The 20,194-nt window shown below is 71.0% G+C and carries 16 protein-coding genes and 1 tRNA gene; 5 read left to right on the top strand and 12 right to left on the bottom strand.

All coding sequences use genetic code 11. The annotated features are described in order from the left end of the window. The first annotated feature begins 227 nt into the window (after nucleotides 1-227). A complete protein-coding gene (gene ppc / locus IEZ15_RS18680; protein ID WP_189278222.1) occupies nucleotides 228-2,957 on the top strand; it encodes a phosphoenolpyruvate carboxylase in 2,730 nt (909 codons plus the stop codon). Nucleotides 2,958-2,986: 29 nt separating this feature from the next. Here the strand turns inward: ppc and IEZ15_RS18675 are convergent, their stop codons facing one another. The 7 genes from IEZ15_RS18675 to IEZ15_RS18645 form a co-directional block, all read right to left on the bottom strand. Further along, nucleotides 2,987-3,457, bottom strand: a complete 471-nt coding sequence (locus tag IEZ15_RS18675) for a hypothetical protein (protein ID WP_114244948.1) — start codon at nucleotides 3,455-3,457, stop codon at nucleotides 2,987-2,989. A 111-nt stretch (nucleotides 3,458-3,568) separates the two neighbouring features. Then, a complete protein-coding gene (gene pth, locus IEZ15_RS18670) occupies nucleotides 3,569-4,162 on the bottom strand; it encodes an aminoacyl-tRNA hydrolase (protein ID WP_114244947.1) in 594 nt (197 codons plus the stop codon). Between the two features lie 116 nt (nucleotides 4,163-4,278). Beyond that, complete coding sequence (locus IEZ15_RS18665) at nucleotides 4,279-4,857, bottom strand: 50S ribosomal protein L25/general stress protein Ctc (RefSeq protein ID WP_189278220.1); 579 nt, start codon at nucleotides 4,855-4,857, stop codon at nucleotides 4,279-4,281. Nucleotides 4,858-5,040: 183 nt separating this feature from the next. Further along, nucleotides 5,041-6,015 carry a ribose-phosphate diphosphokinase gene (locus tag IEZ15_RS18660; RefSeq protein ID WP_072487453.1) on the bottom strand — a complete coding sequence of 325 codons (975 nt, stop codon included), beginning with the start codon at nucleotides 6,013-6,015 and terminating at the stop codon, nucleotides 5,041-5,043. Nucleotides 6,016-6,135: 120 nt separating this feature from the next. Continuing rightward, a complete protein-coding gene (gene glmU / locus IEZ15_RS18655) occupies nucleotides 6,136-7,584 on the bottom strand; it encodes a bifunctional UDP-N-acetylglucosamine diphosphorylase/glucosamine-1-phosphate N-acetyltransferase GlmU (RefSeq protein ID WP_189278217.1) in 1,449 nt (482 codons plus the stop codon). A 109-nt stretch (nucleotides 7,585-7,693) separates the two neighbouring features. After that, a tRNA-Gln gene (locus IEZ15_RS18650) sits at nucleotides 7,694-7,764 on the bottom strand. Nucleotides 7,765-7,770: 6 nt separating this feature from the next. Beyond that, entirely contained in the window at nucleotides 7,771-8,646 is an 876-nt protein-coding gene (locus IEZ15_RS18645; RefSeq protein ID WP_189278215.1) for a hypothetical protein, read from the bottom strand. A 156-nt stretch (nucleotides 8,647-8,802) separates the two neighbouring features. Between IEZ15_RS18645 and IEZ15_RS18640 the strand changes: the two genes are divergently transcribed. Continuing rightward, on the top strand, nucleotides 8,803-10,116 hold the full coding sequence (locus tag IEZ15_RS18640) for a sensor histidine kinase (protein WP_114244944.1): 1,314 nt from the start codon (nucleotides 8,803-8,805) through the stop codon (nucleotides 10,114-10,116). A 173-nt stretch (nucleotides 10,117-10,289) separates the two neighbouring features. Here IEZ15_RS18640 and IEZ15_RS18635 read toward each other — a convergent pair whose 3' ends face one another. Both IEZ15_RS18635 and IEZ15_RS18630 read right to left on the bottom strand, forming a co-directional pair. Beyond that, nucleotides 10,290-10,823 (bottom strand): SUKH-3 domain-containing protein, encoded by a 534-nt coding sequence (locus tag IEZ15_RS18635; RefSeq protein ID WP_114244943.1) that lies wholly within the window; start codon nucleotides 10,821-10,823, stop codon nucleotides 10,290-10,292. Between the two features lie 10 nt (nucleotides 10,824-10,833). Next, nucleotides 10,834-11,358 carry a YwqJ-related putative deaminase gene (locus IEZ15_RS18630; RefSeq protein WP_189278213.1) on the bottom strand — a complete coding sequence of 175 codons (525 nt, stop codon included), beginning with the start codon at nucleotides 11,356-11,358 and terminating at the stop codon, nucleotides 10,834-10,836. Nucleotides 11,359-11,659: 301 nt separating this feature from the next. On the opposite strand from IEZ15_RS18630, the gene IEZ15_RS18625 reads away from it, so the two are divergent. The 3 genes from IEZ15_RS18625 (at nucleotide 11,660) to IEZ15_RS18615 (ending at nucleotide 16,181) form a co-directional block, all read left to right on the top strand. Further along, the gene (locus IEZ15_RS18625) at nucleotides 11,660-12,637 is read left to right on the top strand and encodes an SMI1/KNR4 family protein (protein ID WP_114244941.1); all 978 of its coding nucleotides are present in this window, start codon (nucleotides 11,660-11,662) and stop codon (nucleotides 12,635-12,637) included. A gap of 5 nt (nucleotides 12,638-12,642) precedes the next feature. After that, a complete protein-coding gene (locus IEZ15_RS18620; RefSeq protein ID WP_189278211.1) occupies nucleotides 12,643-15,102 on the top strand; it encodes an SUKH-4 family immunity protein in 2,460 nt (819 codons plus the stop codon). 185 nt (nucleotides 15,103-15,287) lie between these two features. Continuing rightward, nucleotides 15,288-16,181 carry a coiled-coil domain-containing protein gene (locus tag IEZ15_RS18615; RefSeq protein ID WP_189278209.1) on the top strand — a complete coding sequence of 298 codons (894 nt, stop codon included), beginning with the start codon at nucleotides 15,288-15,290 and terminating at the stop codon, nucleotides 16,179-16,181. Between the two features lie 41 nt (nucleotides 16,182-16,222). Here the strand turns inward: IEZ15_RS18615 and IEZ15_RS18610 are convergent, their stop codons facing one another. The 3 genes from IEZ15_RS18610 to IEZ15_RS18600 form a co-directional block, all read right to left on the bottom strand. After that, on the bottom strand, nucleotides 16,223-17,818 hold the full coding sequence (locus tag IEZ15_RS18610) for a sodium/solute symporter (RefSeq protein WP_189278522.1): 1,596 nt from the start codon (nucleotides 17,816-17,818) through the stop codon (nucleotides 16,223-16,225). Nucleotides 17,819-17,844: 26 nt separating this feature from the next. Continuing rightward, nucleotides 17,845-18,309, bottom strand: coding sequence for a DUF485 domain-containing protein (locus tag IEZ15_RS18605; RefSeq protein WP_114244938.1), 465 nt, complete (start codon nucleotides 18,307-18,309; stop codon nucleotides 17,845-17,847). 198 nt (nucleotides 18,310-18,507) lie between these two features. Further along, nucleotides 18,508-20,097, bottom strand: a complete 1,590-nt coding sequence (locus IEZ15_RS18600) for an MFS transporter (protein ID WP_506354321.1) — start codon at nucleotides 20,095-20,097, stop codon at nucleotides 18,508-18,510. Between the last annotated feature and the right edge of the window lie 97 nt (nucleotides 20,098-20,194).

Raw genomic sequence — 20,194 nt, 5'->3', positions numbered from 1 at the left:
TCCGTAACCTACGGCTACGTAAGTATGGCAGCGCGGAGGCCCGCTGCACGAGAGCGCGACGGGCCGCCCGTGAACGGGAAACCCGGTCGGGGCCCGAGCGGTGCCGACGGCGTGGACACCTATCCTGGTGGGGTCGGACAGCGCGGTCCGCACTCTGCTTCCCGGGGTGTCGTCAGCACCAGGCCCCGGAGATCCCCGTGCTCAACCACTGCAAGGAGCCGCACACCGTGAGCAGTGCCGACCAGACCCCCGCCGCCAGCCCCGAGCTGCGCGCCGACATCCGCCGCCTCGGTGATCTGCTGGGCGAGACCCTCGTACGCCAGGAGGGCCAGGAGCTCCTCGACCTCGTCGAGCGGGTCCGCGCCCTGACCCGCAGCGACGGAGAGGCCGCGGCCGAACTCCTCGGCGACACGGACCTGGAGACCGCCGCGCAGCTCGTGCGCGCCTTCTCCACCTACTTCCACCTCGCCAACGTCACCGAGCAGGTCCACCGCGCCCACGAGATGCGTGACCGGCGGGCCGCCGAGGGCGGTCTCCTCGCCCGTACCGCCGACCGGCTGAAGGACGCGGACCCGGTCCACCTGCGCGAGACCGTCAAGAACCTCAACGTACGGCCCGTCTTCACCGCGCACCCGACCGAGGCCGCGCGGCGCTCCGTGCTGAACAAGCTCCGCCGCATCGCCGAGCTGCTGGAGACGCCCGTCATCGACGCCGACCGACGCCGCCAGGATCTGCGGCTCGCCGAGAACATCGACCTCATCTGGCAGACCGACGAGCTGCGCGTGGTCCGGCCCGAGCCGGCCGACGAGGCCCGTAACGCCATCTACTACCTCGACGAGCTGCACACGGGCGCCGTCGGGGACGTACTCGAAGACCTGGCGGCCGAGCTGGAGCGGGTCGGCGTCGAGCTGCCCGCGGGCACCCGCCCCCTCACCTTCGGTACGTGGATCGGCGGCGACCGCGACGGCAACCCCAACGTGACACCCGCCGTCACCCGGGAGGTGCTGATCCTCCAGCACGAGCACGGCATCACCGACGCCCTGGAACTCGTCGACCACCTGCGCGCCCAGCTCTCCAACTCCATCCGCTACACCGGCGCCACCGACGAGCTGCTGACCTCGCTCCAGGCCGACCTGGAGCGCCTCCCCGAGATCAGCCCGCGCTACAAGCGGCTGAACGCCGAGGAGCCGTACCGCCTCAAGGCCACCTGCATCCGGCAGAAGCTCGTCAACACCCGCGAGCGCCTCGCCGGCGGCACTCCGCACCGCCCCGGCTGCGACTACCTCGGCACCGCCGAGCTCATCGCCGACCTGGAACTCATCCAGACCTCGCTGCGCGAGCACCGCGGCGGCCTGTTCGCCGACGGGCGGATGGACCGCACGATCCGCACGCTCGCCGCGTTCGGTCTCCAGCTCGCCACCATGGACGTACGCGAGCACGCGGACGCCCACCACCACGCCCTCGGCCAGCTCTTCGACCGGCTCGGCGAGGAGTCCTGGCGCTACGCCGACATGCCGCGCGACTACCGGCAGAAGCTGCTCGCCAAGGAGCTGCGCTCGCGCCGCCCGCTCGCCCCGACCCCGGCCCCGCTGGACGCCGCGGGCGAGAAGACCCTCGGCGTCTTCCACACCATCAAGGAAGCCTTCGAACGGTTCGGCCCCGAGGTCATCGAGTCGTACATCATCTCGATGTGCCAGGGCGCCGACGACGTCTTCGCGGCCGCAGTCCTGGCCCGCGAGGCCGGACTGCTCGACCTGCACAGCGGCTGGGCCGAGATCGGCATCGTGCCGCTCCTGGAAACCACCGACGAGCTGCGCGCCGCAGACGTCATCCTCGACGAAATGCTCGCCGACCCGTCCTACCGCCGCCTCGTCTCGCTGCGTGGCGATGTGCAGGAGGTCATGCTCGGGTACTCCGACTCCTCCAAGTTCGGCGGCATCACCACCTCGCAGTGGGAGATCCACCGGGCGCAGCGCCGACTGCGTGACGTCGCCCACCGCTACGGCGTACGGCTGCGGCTCTTCCACGGCCGCGGCGGCACCGTCGGCCGCGGCGGCGGCCCCTCCCACGACGCGATCCTCGCGCAGCCCTGGGGCACCCTCGAAGGCGAGATCAAGGTCACCGAGCAGGGCGAGGTCATCTCCGACAAGTACCTCATCCCGGCGCTCGCCCGGGAGAACCTGGAGCTGACCGTCGCGGCCACCCTCCAGGCCTCCGCGCTGCACACCGCGCCCCGCCAGTCCGACGAGGCCCTGGCCCGCTGGGACGCGGCGATGGACACCGTCTCCGACGCCGCGCACGCCGCGTACCGCAAGCTGGTCGAGGACCCGGACCTGCCCGCGTACTTCTTCGCCTCCACCCCGGTCGACCAGCTCGCCGAGCTGCACCTCGGGTCGCGCCCGTCGCGGCGCCCGGACTCCGGCGCCGGCCTGGACGGGCTGCGGGCCATCCCGTGGGTCTTCGGCTGGACCCAGTCACGGCAGATCGTGCCCGGCTGGTACGGCGTCGGCTCCGGGCTCAAGGCGCTGCGCGAGGCCGGTCTGGACACCGTTCTGGACGAGATGCACGAGCAGTGGCACTTCTTCCGGAACTTCATCTCGAACGTGGAGATGACGCTCGCCAAGACCGATCTGCGGATCGCCCGCCACTATGTCGACACACTCGTCCCGGACGAGCTGAAGCACGTCTTCGCCGACATCGAGGCCGAGCACGCGCTCACCGTCCAGGAGGTCCTGAGGGTCACCGGCGGCACCGAACTGCTCGGCACCAGCCCGGTGCTCCAGCAGACCTTCGCCATCCGGGACGCCTACCTGGACCCGATCTCCTATCTCCAGGTCTCGCTGCTGGCCCGCCAGCGCGAGGCGGCGGCACGTGGCGAGGAAGCGGACCCGCTGCTCGCCAGGGCCTTGCTGCTCACCGTGAACGGTGTCGCCGCGGGTCTGCGCAACACCGGCTGAGCCCCCCCCGGACGCGGGTGCGGCCCTGCTCAGAGGGCGATGAACGTCGCCACCAGCAGGGTCGCGCCCGCGACCCCGGTGCCCCAGGCGATCCGGGGCAGCCGCAGACCGCCGCCGATGACCAGGGCGGCCAGCAACAGCGCACCGCCCAGCGGCACCCAGGCATGCAGGAAGCCGGGCGTTCCGGTGCGTACGACATCGTCCGTGCCGGGCTTCACGACGACGGGGAAGCTGTCGCCCCTCCGCGCCGCGACGGACTTCTCGATCGTCACCCGGGGGCGCGCGGCGGCCTGACCGGACGGCGCGAACGGTCCGGTGCAGACATCGGCGCCGCAGCCCGTGACGGTCATCGTGCCGTGCTCACGGCCCTTGGCCAGAACGATGTGGTGCGCCGAACTCCAGGAGGACAGCACGCCCGCGACGAGCAGCAGCAGGACGATACAGCCCATGGCGGCGCTGCGGGCGTAGACCAGGGCGCGGTGGGAGGAGCTCCGCTTCATGGGGAGCGATCCTTGGGCAGAGCAACGCTCGCGGTCAACTTATGGCCGAAAAACGCTGGGGTACCGGCGGGAATGTCAGAGTTGTACGCACCGCGACCGTTGCTGCGGATGTCAGGAGTTGTACGCGCTCTGCGCGCGCTCCAGACCCTCCGCGAGCAGGCACTCCACCGAGTCGGCGGCCCGGTCCACGAGGTAGGCGAGCTCCTTGCGCTCGGTGGACGAGAAGTCCTTCAGCACGAAGTCCGCGACCTGCATCCGGCCCGGCGGCCGGCCGATCCCGAACCGGACCCGGTGGTAGTCGGCGCCCATCGACTTGGTCATCGACTTGAGCCCGTTGTGCCCGTTGTCGCCGCCGCCCAGCTTCAGCCGGAGTGTCCCGTAGTCGATGTCCAGCTCGTCGTGGATCGCCACGATGTGGTCGGTCGGCACCTTGTAGAAGTCGCGCAGCGCGGTGACGGGGCCGCCGGAGAGGTTCATGTACGACATCGGCTTGGCCAGGATCACCCGGCGGTTCTCCGGTCCCGGCGGGCCCATGCGGCCCTCGACGACCTGGGCCTGGGCCTTCTGCGCACGCTTGAACTTCCCGCCGATCCGCTCGGCGAGGAGGTCGGCGACCATGAAACCGACGTTGTGCCGGTTCGCCGCGTACTCGGGACCGGGGTTGCCGAGGCCCACGATGAGCCAGGGTTCGGTGGCGTCGGACATCTGCGCTCGGTCTCCTCGCGTACGGATGGTTCCGGATGGCCCGGTTACAGGGAAACGGGGCGGCGGCCTTCGAAGAAGGAACCGCCGCCCCGTCAGTGAAGCAGGGAAGGCGAGGCTCAGGCCTCGGTGCCCTCGGCCTCGGCGGCCGGCTCCTCGGCCTGCGCGGCGACGATCTGGAGCACGACGGCGTCCTCGTCACCGGCCAGCACGGAGCCCTTGGGCAGCGGGATGTCCTTGGCGAGGATCGAGTCGCCGGCGTCCAGGCCCGCGACGGAGACCGTGACGGACTCGGGGATGTGGGTGGCCTCGGCCTCGACGAGCAGGGTGTTCTGCACGTACTCCAGGAGGTTGCCGCCCGGGGCCAGCTCGCCCTCGACGTGCACGGCGATCTCGACGTTGACCTTCTCGCCGCGCTTGACGGTCAGCAGGTCGACGTGCTCGATGTCGCCCTTGAGCGGGTTGCGCTGCACGGCCTTGGGGATGACCAGGGCGTCCTTGCCGTCGATCTCCAGACCGATCAGGACGTTGGCGGTCTTGAGCGCCATCATCAGGTCGTGGCCCGGCAGGTTGATGTGAACCGGCTCGGCACCGTGGCCGTAGACGACCGCGGGAACCAGGTTGGCGCGGCGGGTGCGACGGGCAGCGCCCTTGCCGAACTCGGTACGGACCTGGGCGGCGAGCTTGACCTCAGCCATGACTGCACTCCTCGTATGGTGACGAAACTTGGACGGTCACCCGGCCCACGACAGGCCTGCTACGAAGAGCGCGTCGATAACGGACCGCCGTACACATGAGTACGGCCTCCCTCGCCGAGCAACTCGCTGAGTCTACCCGGCGGGGAGGCCGCACCCCAAAGTGGATCTTCCGTGCTGTGCTGCTTACTGCTCTTCGAAGAGGCTGGTGACCGAGCCGTCCTCGAAGACCTCGCGCACCGCGCGGGCGATCGTCGGGGCGATCGAGAGCACCGTGATCTTGTCGAGCTCCAGCTCACCCGGGGTCGGCAGGGTGTCCGTGAAGACGAACTCGCTGACCTTGGAGTTCTTCAGACGGTCCGCGGCCGGACCGGAGAGCACACCGTGCGTGGCCGTCACTATGACGTCCTCGGCGCCGTGCGCGAACAGGGCGTCGGCGGCGGCGCAGATGGTGCCACCGGTGTCGATCATGTCGTCGACCAGGACACAGACCCGGCCCTTGACGTTGCCGACGACCTCGTGGACGGTCACCTGGTTGGCGACGTCCTTGTCGCGGCGCTTGTGGACGATCGCCAGCGGGGCGTCCAGGCGGTCGCACCAGCGGTCGGCGACGCGCACGCGGCCGGCGTCCGGGGAGACGATCGTCAGCTTCGAGCGGTCGACCTTGGCACCGACGTAGTCGGCCAGGATCGGCAGCGCGAAGAGGTGGTCGACCGGGCCGTCGAAGAAGCCCTGGATCTGGTCGGTGTGCAGGTCGACCGTGAGGATGCGGTCGGCACCCGCGGCCTTCATCAGGTCGGCGACCAGGCGGGCCGAGATCGGCTCGCGGCCACGGTGCTTCTTGTCCTGGCGGGCGTAGCCGTAGAACGGCACGATCACCGTGATGGAGCGGGCCGAGGCGCGCTTCAGCGCGTCCAGCATGATCAGCTGTTCCATGATCCACTTGTTGATCGGAGCCGTGTGGCTCTGGATCAGGAAGCAGTCGGCGCCGCGTGCGGACTCCTGGAAGCGGACGTAGATCTCACCGTTGGCGAAATCGAAGGCCTTCGTCGGCACGAGGCCGACACCCAGTTGGTGCGCAACCTCCTCGGCCAGCTCGGGGTGGGCGCGGCCGGAGAAGAGCATCAGTTTCTTCTCGCCGGTCGTCTTGATCCCGGTCACAGCACAGTCTCCTCAGACGTGTTCCTGGCGCTGCACGCATGTGTCCCGATGTGCAACGAGCCAGCCGAAATGGGGTGAGCATCTATCACGGTACGCCGTACGAGACGTACCTGTTTCCGGTCAGCTTTCGCCGTCGTGCTCCTGGGTGGCGGCCTGAGCCGCCTGCGCGGCGGCACTTCCCGGACGCTTGCGGGCCACCCAACCCTCGATATTCCTTTGCTGGCCGCGGGCGACAGCCAGCGAACCGGACGGTACGTCCTTGGTGATGACCGAACCGGCGGCGGTGTAGACGCCGTCCCCGACCGTGACAGGCGCCACAAACATATTGTCCGACCCGGTACGGCAGTGTGAGCCGATCGTCGTGTGGTGCTTGGCCACGCCGTCGTAGTTCACGAAGACGCTGGCGGCACCGATGTTGGTGTGATCGCCGATCGTCGCGTCGCCGACATAGCTCAGGTGCGGGACCTTGGTGCCCTCGCCGATCGTGGCGTTCTTCATCTCCACATAAGTGCCGGCCTTGGCCTTCGGGCCGAGCCTGGTGCCGGGCCGCAGATAGGCGTACGGGCCGACCGTCGCGCCCTCGCCGACCTCGGCCCGGTCCGCGACCGTGTTGTCCACGCGTGCGCCCGCGTGCACAACGGTGTCCGTGAGCCGGCTGTTGGGGCCGACCTCGGCGTCCTCGGCGAGATGGGTGCTGCCGAGCAGCTGGGTGCCCGGGTGCACGATCGCGTCCCGCTCGTAGGTGACGGTGGCGTCGATCAGTGTGGACGCCGGGTCCACGACGGTCACACCGGCGAGCATGGCCCGCTCCAGCAGCCGCTGGTTCAGCAGCCGCCGGGCCTCGGCCAGCTGGACCCGGTTGTTGATGCCGAGGATCTCGCGGTGGTCGTCGGCGACGTGGGCGCCGACCCGGTGTCCGGCCTCGCGCAGGATGGAGAGCACATCGGTGAGGTACTCCTCGCCCTGGCTGTTGTCGGTACGGACCTTGCCGAGGGCGTCCGTGAGCAGCCGGCCGTCGAAGGCGAACACCCCGGAGTTGATCTCCCGGATCGCGCGCTGGGCGTCGGTGGCGTCCTTGTGCTCGACGATCTCGGTGACCGCACCGCTGGCCGGGTCGCGGACGATCCGGCCGTAACCGGTGGAGTCCGGGACCTCGGCCGTCAGCACGGTGACGGCGTTGGAGTCGGCCGTGTGGGTGGCGGCGAGCGCGGTGAGTGTCTCGCCGGAGAGCAGCGGGGTGTCGCCGCAGACGACGATCACGGTGCCCTCGACGGTCCCGCCGAGCTCGTCGAGACCGACGCGCACCGCGTTTCCGGTGCCCTTCTGCTGGGCCTGGTAGGCGGTCCGCAACCGGTCGTCGACGGCGGTGAGATGCGCGCTGACCTGCTCGCTCTCGTGGCCGACGACCACGACGAGGTGTTCTGGGTCCAGCTCGCGGGAGGAGGCGACGACATGTCCGACGAGCGAGCGCCCGGAGATCTCGTGCAGAACCTTTGGGGTCTTCGACTTCATGCGGGTGCCCTCACCCGCTGCGAGGACGACGACGGCTGCCGGGCGGTCGGAGCTCACGGAAATGCCCTTCGGCTTCGGGTGGTGGACACCCGAAGGATACCGGGGCACCCGCGGGCCGACATGGGTGCGGGCCCCGACCGTGGTGGTCGGGGCCCGCACCCATGGGCTCCCGGGGAAGGATTCGAACCTCCATGACCAGAACCAAAATCTGGCGTCTTGCCCTTAGACGACCCGGGATGGCTGCTATGTCCGATTTTCTTGATCGGCTCGCTTTGCAGCCCCTACTATGCCGTACCACCAGCCTTCGATGCGACGGTACAAGTCAGCTCCTTGCGAGACTCGGACGACCAGGCAACCCCGGTAGGTGTCTCCCACGTTCTTTCGGACGGTTTTGGGGTTGTGCTTCTTGAGTGTTGTCTTCTGGAAGACCGACGTATCGACGCCGACCAGATCCGCCCAGAACTGCTTGGCCGCCTCCACGTCCGCCGTTTCGTGGATCATGAGCCGGTAGCGCAGGCGCTCCGGCTCGATGCCGAGAAGCGAAAGCCAGGCAAGGTAGACGTGGATCACGTCGGGGTCGCTGTTGACGAACGTGACAGTTTCTCGTCGGTCGTAAGTCTTGTCCTTGGTTCCCTCTGCCCAGTACAGAACGACTCCGGCGACGAAGAGCTCTCGGTTCGTCATGATGCCGACCTCGCCCTTTGCGTCTGCCTTCGTCTGTTGTCGCTCGACGTCCCGCATGGCCAGTTCATGGTCCCAACGGAGCCGCCCGGCGAGGCGCGCCTGCTCGACGGGGGCGCGGCTTCGAGCGGGCTTCGGCAGGTCCCGCACCCATAGTGAGATCGAACTCTTGGAGCAGCCGAGTTGCACTTGGATCTGGTCGTACGTCATGCCCCGGAGTCGTAGCTCCCTGGCCTGTTGTCGAAGGTCGTCCATGGCGTTCGGGCGCTTCGTCCACTCCGGGGCGGGCTCGCCCACCAGGAGCCGGTTGAGGATGTCGTTGTTGTGGACGTGGAGCCGGTCCCGGATCTGCCGGCGACTGAGGCCCTCGCGGCGCAGGGCGATCGCCTGCTCGCGGAGGCCCTCGAAATCGGCGTACCTGCCTGTGGTTTCCGTCATACGGTGAGCGTCGTCCGGAATGTGAACGTCCGGGTTCAAAGTGTGCTGGATTCGCCATTTCCGGCGACCGTCGATCGTTTTGTCCCGCGTTCGAACGCACCAGGTGCTGTCCAGGTCGCCCGAAAATGAGGTGCGCCCGCCCGTAGGCTGGACGGCATGACCGCAACGGGGGCATACCGGGAAGCCACGGGTACGACCACCCGCGGCTATTGGTGGTGGGAGCGGCGGCGCGGTGTCGCCCTGGACGTGGGGCTCGCGCTCCTGTCGGCGCTGGAATGCGCACTGGAAGGGGTGGAGTTCGCCGGGGACACCGGGCTGCCGGTGCCGGTCGGCGTCGTGTTCGGGCTGCTCGCGGGGGCCGTGCTGGTGGTGCGGCGGCGCTGGCCTATCGCCGTGGTGCTGGTGTCGATCGCGACGACGCCCGCTGAGATGGGCTTCCTGATGGGCCTGGTCGGCCTCTACACGCTGGCCGCCTCCGACGTGCCGCGAAGAATCACCGCGGTGCTGATGGGGATGTCCTTCATGGGGACGTTCATCGTCACGTACGTGCGGCTGCGGCAGAGCGTCTCCCAGCAGACCGACTTCGGGCGCGACGACTGGTACGTACCGCTGATATCCCTCTTCATGTCGCTCGGGCTCACCGCACCGCCTGTGCTGTTCGGCCTCTACATAGGGGCCAGGCGGCGGCTGATGGAGAGCCTTCGGGAGCGGGCGGACTCGCTGGAGAGGGAGCTGTCGCTGCTCGCCGACCGGGCCGAGGAGCGGGCCGAGTGGGCACGTACGGAGGAGCGCCACCGGATCGCCCGCGAGATGCACGACGTGGTCGCCCACCGGGTCAGCCTGATGGTCGTGCACGCCGCCGCGCTCCAGGCCGTCGCGCCGAAGGACCCGGCGAAAGCGGTACGGAACGCCGCCCTGGTCGGCGACATGGGCCGCCAGGCGCTGACCGAGCTCCGCGAGATGCTCGGGGTGCTGCGGAGCGGGGAGCCCGTGGCGGCCCGGTCCGCGAAGCCGCCGCTCGCCTCGGTCGGCCGGGCGGCGGCGGCCGCGGCGGCCGCCGCCACGGAGGACGGGCCGCGGCTGCGCGAGGTGGAGACCCTGGTCGGGGAATCCAGGGCGGCCGGCATGACCGTGGAACTCTCGGTGGACGGCGAGGCCCGCCCGTACGCGCCCGAGGTCGAGCAGACGGCGTACCGGGTGGTGCAGGAGGCCCTGACGAACGTGCACAAGCACGCGGCGGGTGCGAAGGCGTGGGTGCGGCTTGCGCACCGGGGCTCGGAAGTCGCGATGCAGGTGGAGAACGGCCCGTCGGACGCCGCCACGGCGGACGCGGGGCTGCCGAGCGGGGGCAACGGGCTGGTCGGCATGCGGGAGCGGGTGCTGGGCCTCGGCGGCGTCTTCGTCTCCGGCCCGACGGATGCGGGCGGCTTCCGGGTGTCGGCGGTACTGCCGGACCGGGGGGCGGCCTGATCCGCCTCCTGCGGCCTCGCTTCGTCCTGGATCGCCAGGCGGGCGATTTTGGCCCGTCCGGCGTTCGAGGACGGAACCGGGAGGGTGGGTTGCCGGACAAGGGGCGGCCTGATCCGCCCTGCGGCCTCGCTCCGTCCTGGATCGCCAGGCGGGCTGCGTCGGCATCAGGCCGCTCAGCCCGAGACGAGGCGCTCCGGCTGGATGCCGCCGACCAGCGTTGCCAGCGCCTGGTCGATGTCCGGGCCGAGGTACCAGTCCCCGGTGTGATCGATGCTGTACACCCGCCCCTGTGTGTCGATCGCGAGGACGGCCTGCCCGTCCCCCTCCTCGCCCAGCGGGCTGACCTCGGTCTCCAGTGCCCGGCCGAGGTCGCCGAGAGTGCGGGCGAGATGCAGTCCGCTCAGCGGATCGATGCGCACCGAGGCCGGCGCGATCTGTCGGCCCGGCGCGGAAGCCGTGATGCGCAGTCCGCCGAACTCCGCCCATGCCTCCACGGCTGCCGGGAAGACCGCGTGCTGATGACCGGCGGGCGACGCGTGCGAGCGCAGCGCGTCGGCCCACTCCTCGGCCTGCCGGATGTCCCAGCGGCCGGGCTGCCAGCCCGCGGCGCGCAGGGCGGCGTCGACGGCGACGGGAAAGCGGGTCGAGGAGTGGCGGTCGCGGTCCGCTGGGCCCGTCTGTTCGGGTAGGTCGGTTCGGTCGTGCATCGGCGCGCGGTCAGCCCTTCTCGGCGGTGGTCGCCGCCCCGGTGGTCGTGAGGTCGACGGGTCGTACGCCGAAGTGGGCGAGCATCGCCTCGCAGGAGCGGCACGGCGGCGCGTAACTGCCGTGCATCGGGTCGCCGTCCTCACGGATGCGCCGTGCGGTGAGCCGCGAGTGCTTCAGGGCGCGGCGGGCCTCGCCGTTGGTCAGCGGCTTGCGCTGGGCCCGCTTGGAACGGCCGGCTTCGGCCGCGGTGAGCTGGCGGGAGAGCAGTATCGCCTCGGGGCAGCGGCCGGTGAAGCGTTCACGCTGGCCGCTGGTGAGGGTGTCGAGGAAGTCCTGGACCAGCGGGTGCAGTACGGGCGGCTGGTCGCCCTTGCCCGCCGTGCAGGTGAGCGTCTCACCGCGTACGGACAGTGCTGCGGCCACCGCGGGCAGGATGCCGTCGCGGCGGTGGTGCAGCCGGGGTGTGAGGCTGGTTCCGGTGTTGCTCCAGCTGAGGCGTGGATCCCCGGATGTGACTGGTTGTGCGCTGTGCATGGTGCTTTCCCTCCCGTGCCCGCAGCGGTAGCTGCGCGATGTGCACGCCCCCGAGTTCGGTGACAGCCTGCCAAATGTCCCGGCTGGTGGGGAAGCTGGGGCGGGGAAACGCGTCTCCGTGTCACCCGGCAGTGGTGGGAGCATCGCTCGTCAGTCACGTCGCTGTGACGGTTCGTGACGGAAGAGGAGAGGGGTGGCGTAGGGGCGAGACCCGCTCTTGCGCCACCGCATAGGCTGTGCCCGGACCGCCCCCTTGGGCAGGTCGGTCCTCACCAGTCAGACGCAGCAGGGGGCAACCGCCATGACGACAGGTCGGCTCGGGCAGCAAGCCGCGCCACCGAACGCGGCCTACGCCGGGCAGCTCGTGCATTTCCCGGACCCGGTCCGGGCGTCCCGCCACCCCAGAGGTGTGCGCATGGACGAGAACGGCAGCCCGGACTTCGCGCCGTACGCGCGCGCCGCCGCCGAGATCGCCGAGCCCCCGCAGGGTTTCGGCGTCGACGAACTGCGGCTCACCGACTACGTCTCGGCCAACGCGGCGCTGGCGGCGAGCGGCCATGAGCTGTGGGACACGATTCCCGCCGTCGCCACCCCGCACGGCTGGACCTGGCACCACGTACCCGGCGGTCGGCGCATGGAGCTGATCCCGGTCGAGGTCAAGGCGCTGCTCAGGCATCACGGCGGCCTCGCCGCCACCGCGGTCGACCAGAACAAGCGCGGCACCCGCCCGCTGCAGGAGACCCGGCCCGCGCACTTCCGGCTGCCCAAGGGCGCCGTCGCGGTGAGCGAGCAGCAGATCCTGGGCGTCGAGGAGGACCTCGGCTACCGGCTGCCCGGTGCCTACCGTTCCTTCCTCAAGGCGGCGGGCGGCTCGGCCCCGGTCGGTGCGGCGCTCGACGCGGAGCTCGGTCTCCTGGTCGACCAGCCGTTCTTCACGGTGCGCGAGGAGGCCGCCGTGAATGACCTGGTGTACGTCAACAAGTGCCTGCGGGACCACCTCACCAAGGACTACCTGGGCGTCGGCTTCGTCCAGGGCGGCATCCTCGCGGTGAAGGTGAAGGGCAACGGTGTCGGTTCGGTCTGGTTCTGCGCGTACGACGACGCCCGGGACCAGGACGGCTGGAACGTGCAGGAGCGGGTGGACCGGCTGCTGCTGCCGTGCGGTGGCGACTTCGACGCCTTCCTGCAGCGTCTGGCGGGCAATCCGCCGGAGCTGGAGACCGTGGCGAACCTGATGGTGGACGGTGGCTTCGCGCGGGCCGTCCCGGTGGAGGGGTGAGCGCGATGGTGACCTTTGCGCAGGCGCAGGAGCGCGCGGACGAGTGGATCAACGGCGATGTGCCCGCGTACCAGCACCGCGAGGTGCGGGTACGGGAGTTCGAACTGGGCTTCGTGGCGTGGGGCGAGGACCGTGCCGAGGGTCCCGTCTCGGACGGCGGCCGGCAGCGGCTGGTGATTGCCAGGGACAGTGGTGAGGCCACCCTGTGGCCGGGGCTGCCGGTGGGCGAGGTGATCCGGCGGTACGAGGAGGAGTACGGCGCACAGGATGCGGCACCGGCTGCTCCGGAGCCGCCGCAGCGTATCGATCTGAACCAGACATCCTTCCTGTTGAGCCCCCCGGAGTGGCTCCAGGAGGCGGCCGACAAGCTGGGCATACCGGACCGTCGGGCGGACCGGGGCGGGGACGGGGCTCCTTCGGCCCCTCCGCCCCCCATCGCCCCTGCTGCTCCCGCGCCCGCGGCTGCTCAGGGTTCGCCGGGCGGGCCGGTCGCGTACGAGCCCACCGCCAACGACGGCGTTCCGGTATCCCCGCCGAACGTGCCCGTCGGGTCGACCCCCTGGGCCGGGACCGACACCAACGCGGGCTCCGACGACGGTGCGGTGCCCCTGCCGGCCACGGTGTTCGCACCGCCGCTCTCGGGCTCCGACGACGACGGCACCCCGCCGCCGGTCGTACCGGCCGATGCGCCGACCGCCCTGATGTCCGGTGGCAGCCGGCTGCCCCCGACGGCGATCGCCCCCGGCCTGGACCAGCAGGGGGTCGGCACACCCGCACCCGGAACACCTGCCCCGAATGCGCCGAGTGCCCCGAGCGTTCCCGGCCCCGGCGCCGGTGACATCGCGGATGCGGCCACCAGCAAGGCCGTCGTGCCGCCGCGCGGTGCGCGCGGAGGCGGTTCGACGACCCCGCCGCCGCCCGGTGCCCCCGGCACCCCGGGCGCCAGGCCGGGTGCGCCCGTGCCACCGCCCTCGGGACCGGGTGCGCCCGGCGCTCCGGCGGGCGGGTACCTGCCGACGCAGCTCGTCCCCCAGCAGGGTCCGCCCGGGGTGCCTGGAGCGCCGCAGCCGCCCGGCCCGCCCGGGCCCCCGGCGCCTCCCGCTCCTCCTGGTTCGACGCCTCCGCCGGGTGGCGGTGTGCATCATGCGGCGACGATGCTGGCGGACCCGAGCATGGGTGGTCCGGGTGCGCCGCAGCCTCCGGGTCCGCCCGGGGTGCCTGGAGCCCCGCAGCCGCCCGGCCCGCCCGGGCCCCCGGCGCCTCCCGCTCCTCCTGGTTCGACGCCTCCGCCGGGTGGCGGTGTGCACCACGCCGCGACGATGCTCGCGGGCCCCGGCCAGGTCGGGCCGTCCGCGCCGCAGCCTCCCGGTCCGCCCGGTCCGCCGGGAATGCCGCAGGGTGGCGCCCCCGGTCCCGTACCGCCGAATCCGCACACCCCGCCGCCCCCGGCGTACGGATATCCGCAGGCGCCGACCGGTCAGCCGACCGTCGGCCCCGGTTACCAGGCCGTGCTGCGCTACCGCGCGCCCGACGGCAGCGAACAGCAGCTGATCCGCCGCTCGGCGCCCGGCACTCCGCACCCCGAGTGGCAGATGCTGCACGAGCTGCGGGCCATGAACGTGCCTCCGCAGCAGGTCATCGAGCTGCACACCGAGCTGGAGTCGTGCGAGCTGCCCGGCGGCTACTGCGCGCGGATGATCCGTGAGACCTGGCCGCAGGTGCGGATCACCAGCGTCGCCCCGTACGGCACCGATCACGCCAGCCGCCAGCAGGGCATGCAGCATCTGCTCACCCATCAGGGTGAGCTGCACCAGGTCGCGGACGGGCCGGCTCGTCCCGCGCCGGTTCGGGCTCCGTTGCCGCAGATGCCGCCCGCGCCGCCGGTGCCGCCGGAGGCCATCGCCCAGGAGATGGTGCAGGCCTTCGGTCCGCAGGGCATCCTCCGCTTCGACCAGCGCGCGGTGTCCCGTCAGGGAGTGCCCGAGGCCGTGGCACGGACGCTGGTGTGGGCGGGGCTGCCCGCCGACTTCGGGCCGTTCTTCTGGGCGCAGCCGGGCCAGCCGGTGGTGCCGACGCTGGCCGAGCTGGCCGCGCAGCGGCAGGTGCAGGCCGCCCCGGACGCGGGGTCGTACCTCGTCATGGGGTCCGACTTCGGGCGGGCGATCTGCGTCCAGTACGGCACCGCGAACATCGTGGCGGTGCCGGTCGAGGCGGGTTCCCCCGCGGGCGGGCACAGTCAGTCCGTGGCGCCGCAGTTCGTGAATACCGGGCTGCCGGAGTTCCAGCGCTCGATGGCGCTGCTCGGCCGGATGTGGCGGCTGCGCTTCGGGCTCAACCCGGAGCAGGCGGGCCGCTGGACGGTCGACTTCCAGGCCCAGCTGGTCGCGCTGGACGCGGCGGCGCTGGCGTCGCCGGAGAGCTGGTGGTCGGTACTCCTCGAACAGATGTGGGACGGGCTGATCTGACCCGGCAGGCTTCCGCGGACGGCGCCCGGCTCCCCCGAGATGGGGGCCGGGCGCCGCGCTCTGTACCGCCTGTGATGCCCGTCGCTTCCGTCCGGAAAGCAGTGAAACGATTCCGACTTCTGTGTCAATTGCCGCATCCTTGACGTATTGCTGGTGGTTCGGAGAGTCGGAAAGAGGCTTCAAGGATGAGTTCTGCACCGGTGTCCGCGCTCGGCTTCGTCGGCGTACGCGGACGTGGTTACCGTCCTGAGCAGGTGGACCGCACCATGGCCGAGTTGTCGGCGGAGCGGGACGTGGCACGGGAGCAGGTGTCGCGGCTGACCGTGCAGGTGGAGCAGCTCTCGGCCGAGGCGGTCCGGCTGAACGAGGTCGTCGCCGGTCTCGCCCCGCAGACCTACGAATCGCTCGGTGAGCGCGCCCGGCAGATCCTGGCGCTCGCCGAGAGCGAGGCCCGGGACGTACGGGGCGCCGCCCAGGAGGAGGCGCAGGCGCTGCGGGACGCGGCGGACGAGGCGGGCCGCAGGCTCCGCGAGTCGGCGCGCGCGGACTGTGAGGCGATGCGGGCAGCGGCCGAGAAGTACGCCGACAACATGCTGATCGCGGCCGGGGGAACCGCCGAGGAGGCCGTCGCCGAGGCCCGCAAGGAGGCCGCGGAGGTGCGGGAGCAGGCGGAGTCCGCGATGGCCGAGACGCGTCGCCGTACCGCGAGCGTCCTCGCGCATCAGGAACAGGAGCACTCCGAGCGGTGGAAGACGGCCGAACGTGAGGTGGCGGAGGCCGAGGCCGCGCAGGCCGCGCACCACGACGAGCTGACCGAGCAGGCGGAGGTCCGACTGGCCGAGGCGCGGCGGGCGCTGGCTCGGACCGAGGAGGCCGCACGGCACGGCCAGGAGGACGCCGAGGCGCAGGGTGCTGAGCTGATCGCGGCGGCCAGGGTCCGTGAGGAGCGGGTGGTCCGGGAGACGGAGCGGATCCTGCGGGAGCACGAGGAGGGCCGCGAGGAGGTCCAGGCGCACATGGCGCACGTGCGGAACTCACTCGCGGCGCTCACCGGGCGGGTGACCCCGGCGGAGGACTGAGACCGACCGCCGGGGCCTTCGCCCTCGGACACGGAGGTTCTTCAGGGGCGGGCCGCCGTTTTCTGCGGTGCGCCCGCCAGGATTCGTGGTTCCTCGGCCTCGTACTGTCGGCGTTCTTCGGCTGCCGTGCGCCGCTCGAGCACCGTTCCCAGCCATCCCGCCAGGAAACCGGCCGGGATGGAGACGAGCCCGGTCGTGGTGAACGGGAACCAGTTGAAGTCGTACTCGGGGAAGACCGAGGACGGTGAGCCCGAGACGAGATTGGTGCCGGTGATCAGCACCATGACGGTGACGGTGCCGACGATCAGGGTGCTGAGCAGTCCGGTACGGGTGAAGCGTCGCCAGAACATGCTGTAGACGAGCGCCGGGGCCAGCGCCGACGCACCGACACAGAACGAGAGCGTCGCCAGCGCCTGTACGTTCCAGTGCCTGGCCACGACGGCGAGTGTGGTGGCGAGCAGCCCGACGACGACTGCCGCGGCCTGTGCCGTACGCATTTCGGACAGGCCCGGCAGCGGCTTCCTGTCCGGGTCGCGCACCCCGTGCAGACCGTGCGCGAAGAGATCGTGCGCGAGGGAGTTCGCGCAGGCCAGGATCATTCCGGCGACCGAGGCGAGCAAAGTCAGGAAGATCGCCGTCGTCATCGTCGTGACGACCAGCGCGCCCAGCCGGCCACCGCCCGCCACCACACCGCTGATCTGGAGGATCGAACTGTTTCCGGACGCCCCGGCGGCGGTGATGCGGTCGTGGCCGACGAGCGCCCCCGCACCGAAACCGATCACGACGAGCAGGAGACAGATCCCGGCGACCACGGCGACCGCCCAGGACAGCGAGCGGCGGACGGCCTGCGTGGAGCGGGCGATCGTCATGTGCATGGTGACGTGTGGCAGACAGGCGGCGCCGAGCACCACGGTCAGTTCGGAGCTGACCATGTCGAGTCCGCTGCCGTCGAACTGGAGCCCCGAGCGCAGATACGCGGCCCCCTCGCCGCTGCCTGCCCGGGCGGCCGAGAGCAGGGCGCTGGTGTCCCAGTCGAAGCGGTTCATGATCAGTACGGAGATGGTGAACGCGGCGACGAAGAGGACCACGGTCTTCACGATCTGGATCAGCGCGGTGCCCTTCATGCCACCGATCGCCGCGTAACCGATCATCAGGATGCCGAGCCCGATGATGGCGCCGGTGCGGAATCCGGAGCTGTCGAACCCCAGGATGAAGGAGAGCAGATCGCCGCTGCTCGCGAGCTGGACGACCATCATCGGAACGAGCGCGGCGATGGTGGCCGCGCAGGCGGTGATACGGACCGCGCGGCCGGGGGCGCGGCGCACGAGCAGGTCGCCCATGGTGAACCCGCCCGCGTTGCGCAGCGGTTCGGCCAGCAGGAACATCAGCAGGACGAGCGAGAGGGTGATGCTCAGGGCGAGGATCATCCCGTCGTAGCCGGTGAGGGCGATGATGCCGGTGGTGCCGAGAACCGTGGCCGCGGAGAGATAGTCGCCCGCGAGTGCGAGGCCGCTGCGCAGGGGCGAGAGCGAGCGGGGGCCGGCGTAGAACTCGTCGAGGTCGTCGCGGTCCGGACCGGTCATCACACAGAGCAGCAGGGCCACGGTGGCCACGGCGAGGAAGGCCACCAGGGACATCGACTGTGCGGAATTCTCGAATCCGTTCACTGGGCCGCTCCTGTTCTTCGGAGCCGTGCGGCGAGCGGATCGACCGTGCTCCGGGCGGTCCGCTCGTACATGACGACGGCGAGCAGTGTCACGGGGAGCTGACAGAGCCCCAGCGCCAGGCCGATGTTGAGACCGCCGAACAGGGGACGGTCCATCAGGTCCTTGGCGAATCCGGAGAGCAGCAGGAAGACGCCGAAGTAGCCGAGTGCGGTCAGGGTCGTGATGCGCCGCAGCAGCCGGTACGCGGTGCGCAGCCGGCGCAGATCGCCGTGACGGCCCGGGGCGGGCACGGGGGTGGTGGGAGCGCTCGGCCGTTCCGGGGGCGGTGAGGGCTTTGAACTCTGCCAGGGCGGCAGGTGTTCGGGGTCATGCGGAGGCGGGGGCTGATGCCGCCGGGACGGCTTCGGCAGCCGTCCGGGCCAGGAGGAGTACGGGGACGGGGGCGGACTTCCGTACGACATCTGGGTGCTGCTCCTTGCGTGGCTCGGGTCCTGGGTTGGACGGCAAGGCAGGAGTGCGGCTGTGCTGTCGGAAGCGCGAACATTACTCGCGGGTACGGCAGTTGGGGAGGGGTTGGCCGGAACTACCCACAGTAATGGCTCAGTTGCATGAGGTCTTGCCGAATGGGGCCCCTTTGTCCCGCAGCGCGATGCGGACGTCTACGGCGCCGGGGCGTCGTTCCCGGGCTCCTCGGTCAGCACCGGGAAACGGCGCGGGGCCACGAAGACCAGCACCAGCAGGGCGAGCGCCGCAGCCCCGGCGGCACCCAGGTAGACGTGGTCGACGGCGGCGTCGACGGCCCGCCGCAGATGGTCCGTCGCCGCGGCCGAGAGCCTGCCCGGGTCGTCCAGGGCGTGCGAGATCGCGTCCAGGTCGCCCGGCAGCCCGGGGACCGGGGCGGCGGCCAGCCGGGAGGCGAGGATCCCGTTGGCGACGGCCCCGAAGAGCGCGGCGCCGACGCTCTGGCCGACCTGGCGGCAGAAGAGTACGGAGGCGGTCGTCGTGCCGCGCTCGGCCCAGCCGACCGTCGACTGGACCCCGACGATCAGCGGCAGCTGGAACAGCCCGAGCGCCGCACCGAGCAGCAGCATGATCAGGGCGGGCTGCCAGGGCTCGCCCGGATACGGCAGCAGCGGGAAGGCGAGCAGTATCAGCAGGGCGCAGCTCATGCCGATGATCGCGGTGCGGCGGAAGCCGATGCGGTTGTAGACGCGGTTGGAGAAGGCCGCCGACACCGGCCAGCTCAGGGTCATCACGGACAGCACGAAACCGGCGGCGATCGGGCCGAGACCCAGCACCGACTGGGCGTACGTCGGCAGGAAGACCGTGGGGGCGACCATCAGCAGCCCCATCGCCCCCAGCGCCAGATTGACCGAGGCGATGGTCCGCCGTCGCCAGACCCAGCCGGGAATGACCGGCTCGGCGGCCCGCCGCTCGATGACGACGGTCAGCGCGCCGAGCACGACGCTGCCGGCCAGCAGCCCGAGGGACGGGGCGGAGAACCAGGGCCAGGCGACCCCGCCCTGGACGAGCGCGGTCAGCAGCAGGGTGCCGGTGGCGAAGACGGCGAGGGCGCCCGCCCAGTCGATGCGGGGGCGGGGCGCGCCGGCCGCCCGGCGGGTGCGGGCCGGCTCGTGGAGGTGGCGTACGACGAGCCAGAGCGCGAGGGCCCCGACCGGCAGGTTGATCAGGAAGATCCAGCGCCAGTCGGCGTACACCGCGAACAGCCCGCCGATCACCGGCCCCGCGACCGCCGACGTGGCCCATACGGTCGACAGCTTGGCCTGGATCTTCGGGCGTTCCTTGAGCGGATACAGGTCCGCGGCGATGGTCTGCACGGTGCCTTGCAGGGCGCCGCCGCCCAGGCCCTGGACGACCCGGAAGGCGATCAGCGCGGCCATGTTCCAGGCGGCGGCGCAGAGCACCGAACCGAACAGGAACAGGACGATGCCGGCGATCAGGACCGGCTTGCGGCCGAAGGTGTCGGAGAGCTTCCCGTACACCGGCAGGGATACCGTCACGGCCAGCAGATAGCCGGAGAACAGCCACGAGAAGACGGAGAAGCCGCCGAGGTCGCCGACGATCTGCGGAACGGCGGTCGAGACGATGGTGCCGTCGATGGCCGCCAGGGCCATGCCGAGCATCAGGGCGGCAACCACCGGGCCGCGTCCGCGCGGCGCCGCGGGGGAGGGGGCCGGGCCGACCCCGGGCCCGGACGCCGCTTCGGTATTGCCGCCCGCGCTGCTCACCAAGATTCCTTCCCTCTGCACGTATTTTCTCGGGACACTGTCTCACCCGTGGATCCCGGCGGGGAGAGTGCCGCTGTCGGGGGATGTGTCCGAAGAC

The organism is Streptomyces atratus, assembly GCF_014648655.1.
In the GTDB taxonomy this organism is placed as follows: domain Bacteria; phylum Actinomycetota; class Actinomycetes; order Streptomycetales; family Streptomycetaceae; genus Streptomyces; species Streptomyces atratus.
The sequence above is the reverse complement of the archived record's forward strand: the minus strand, read 5'-3'. Positions and strand labels throughout refer to the sequence as shown.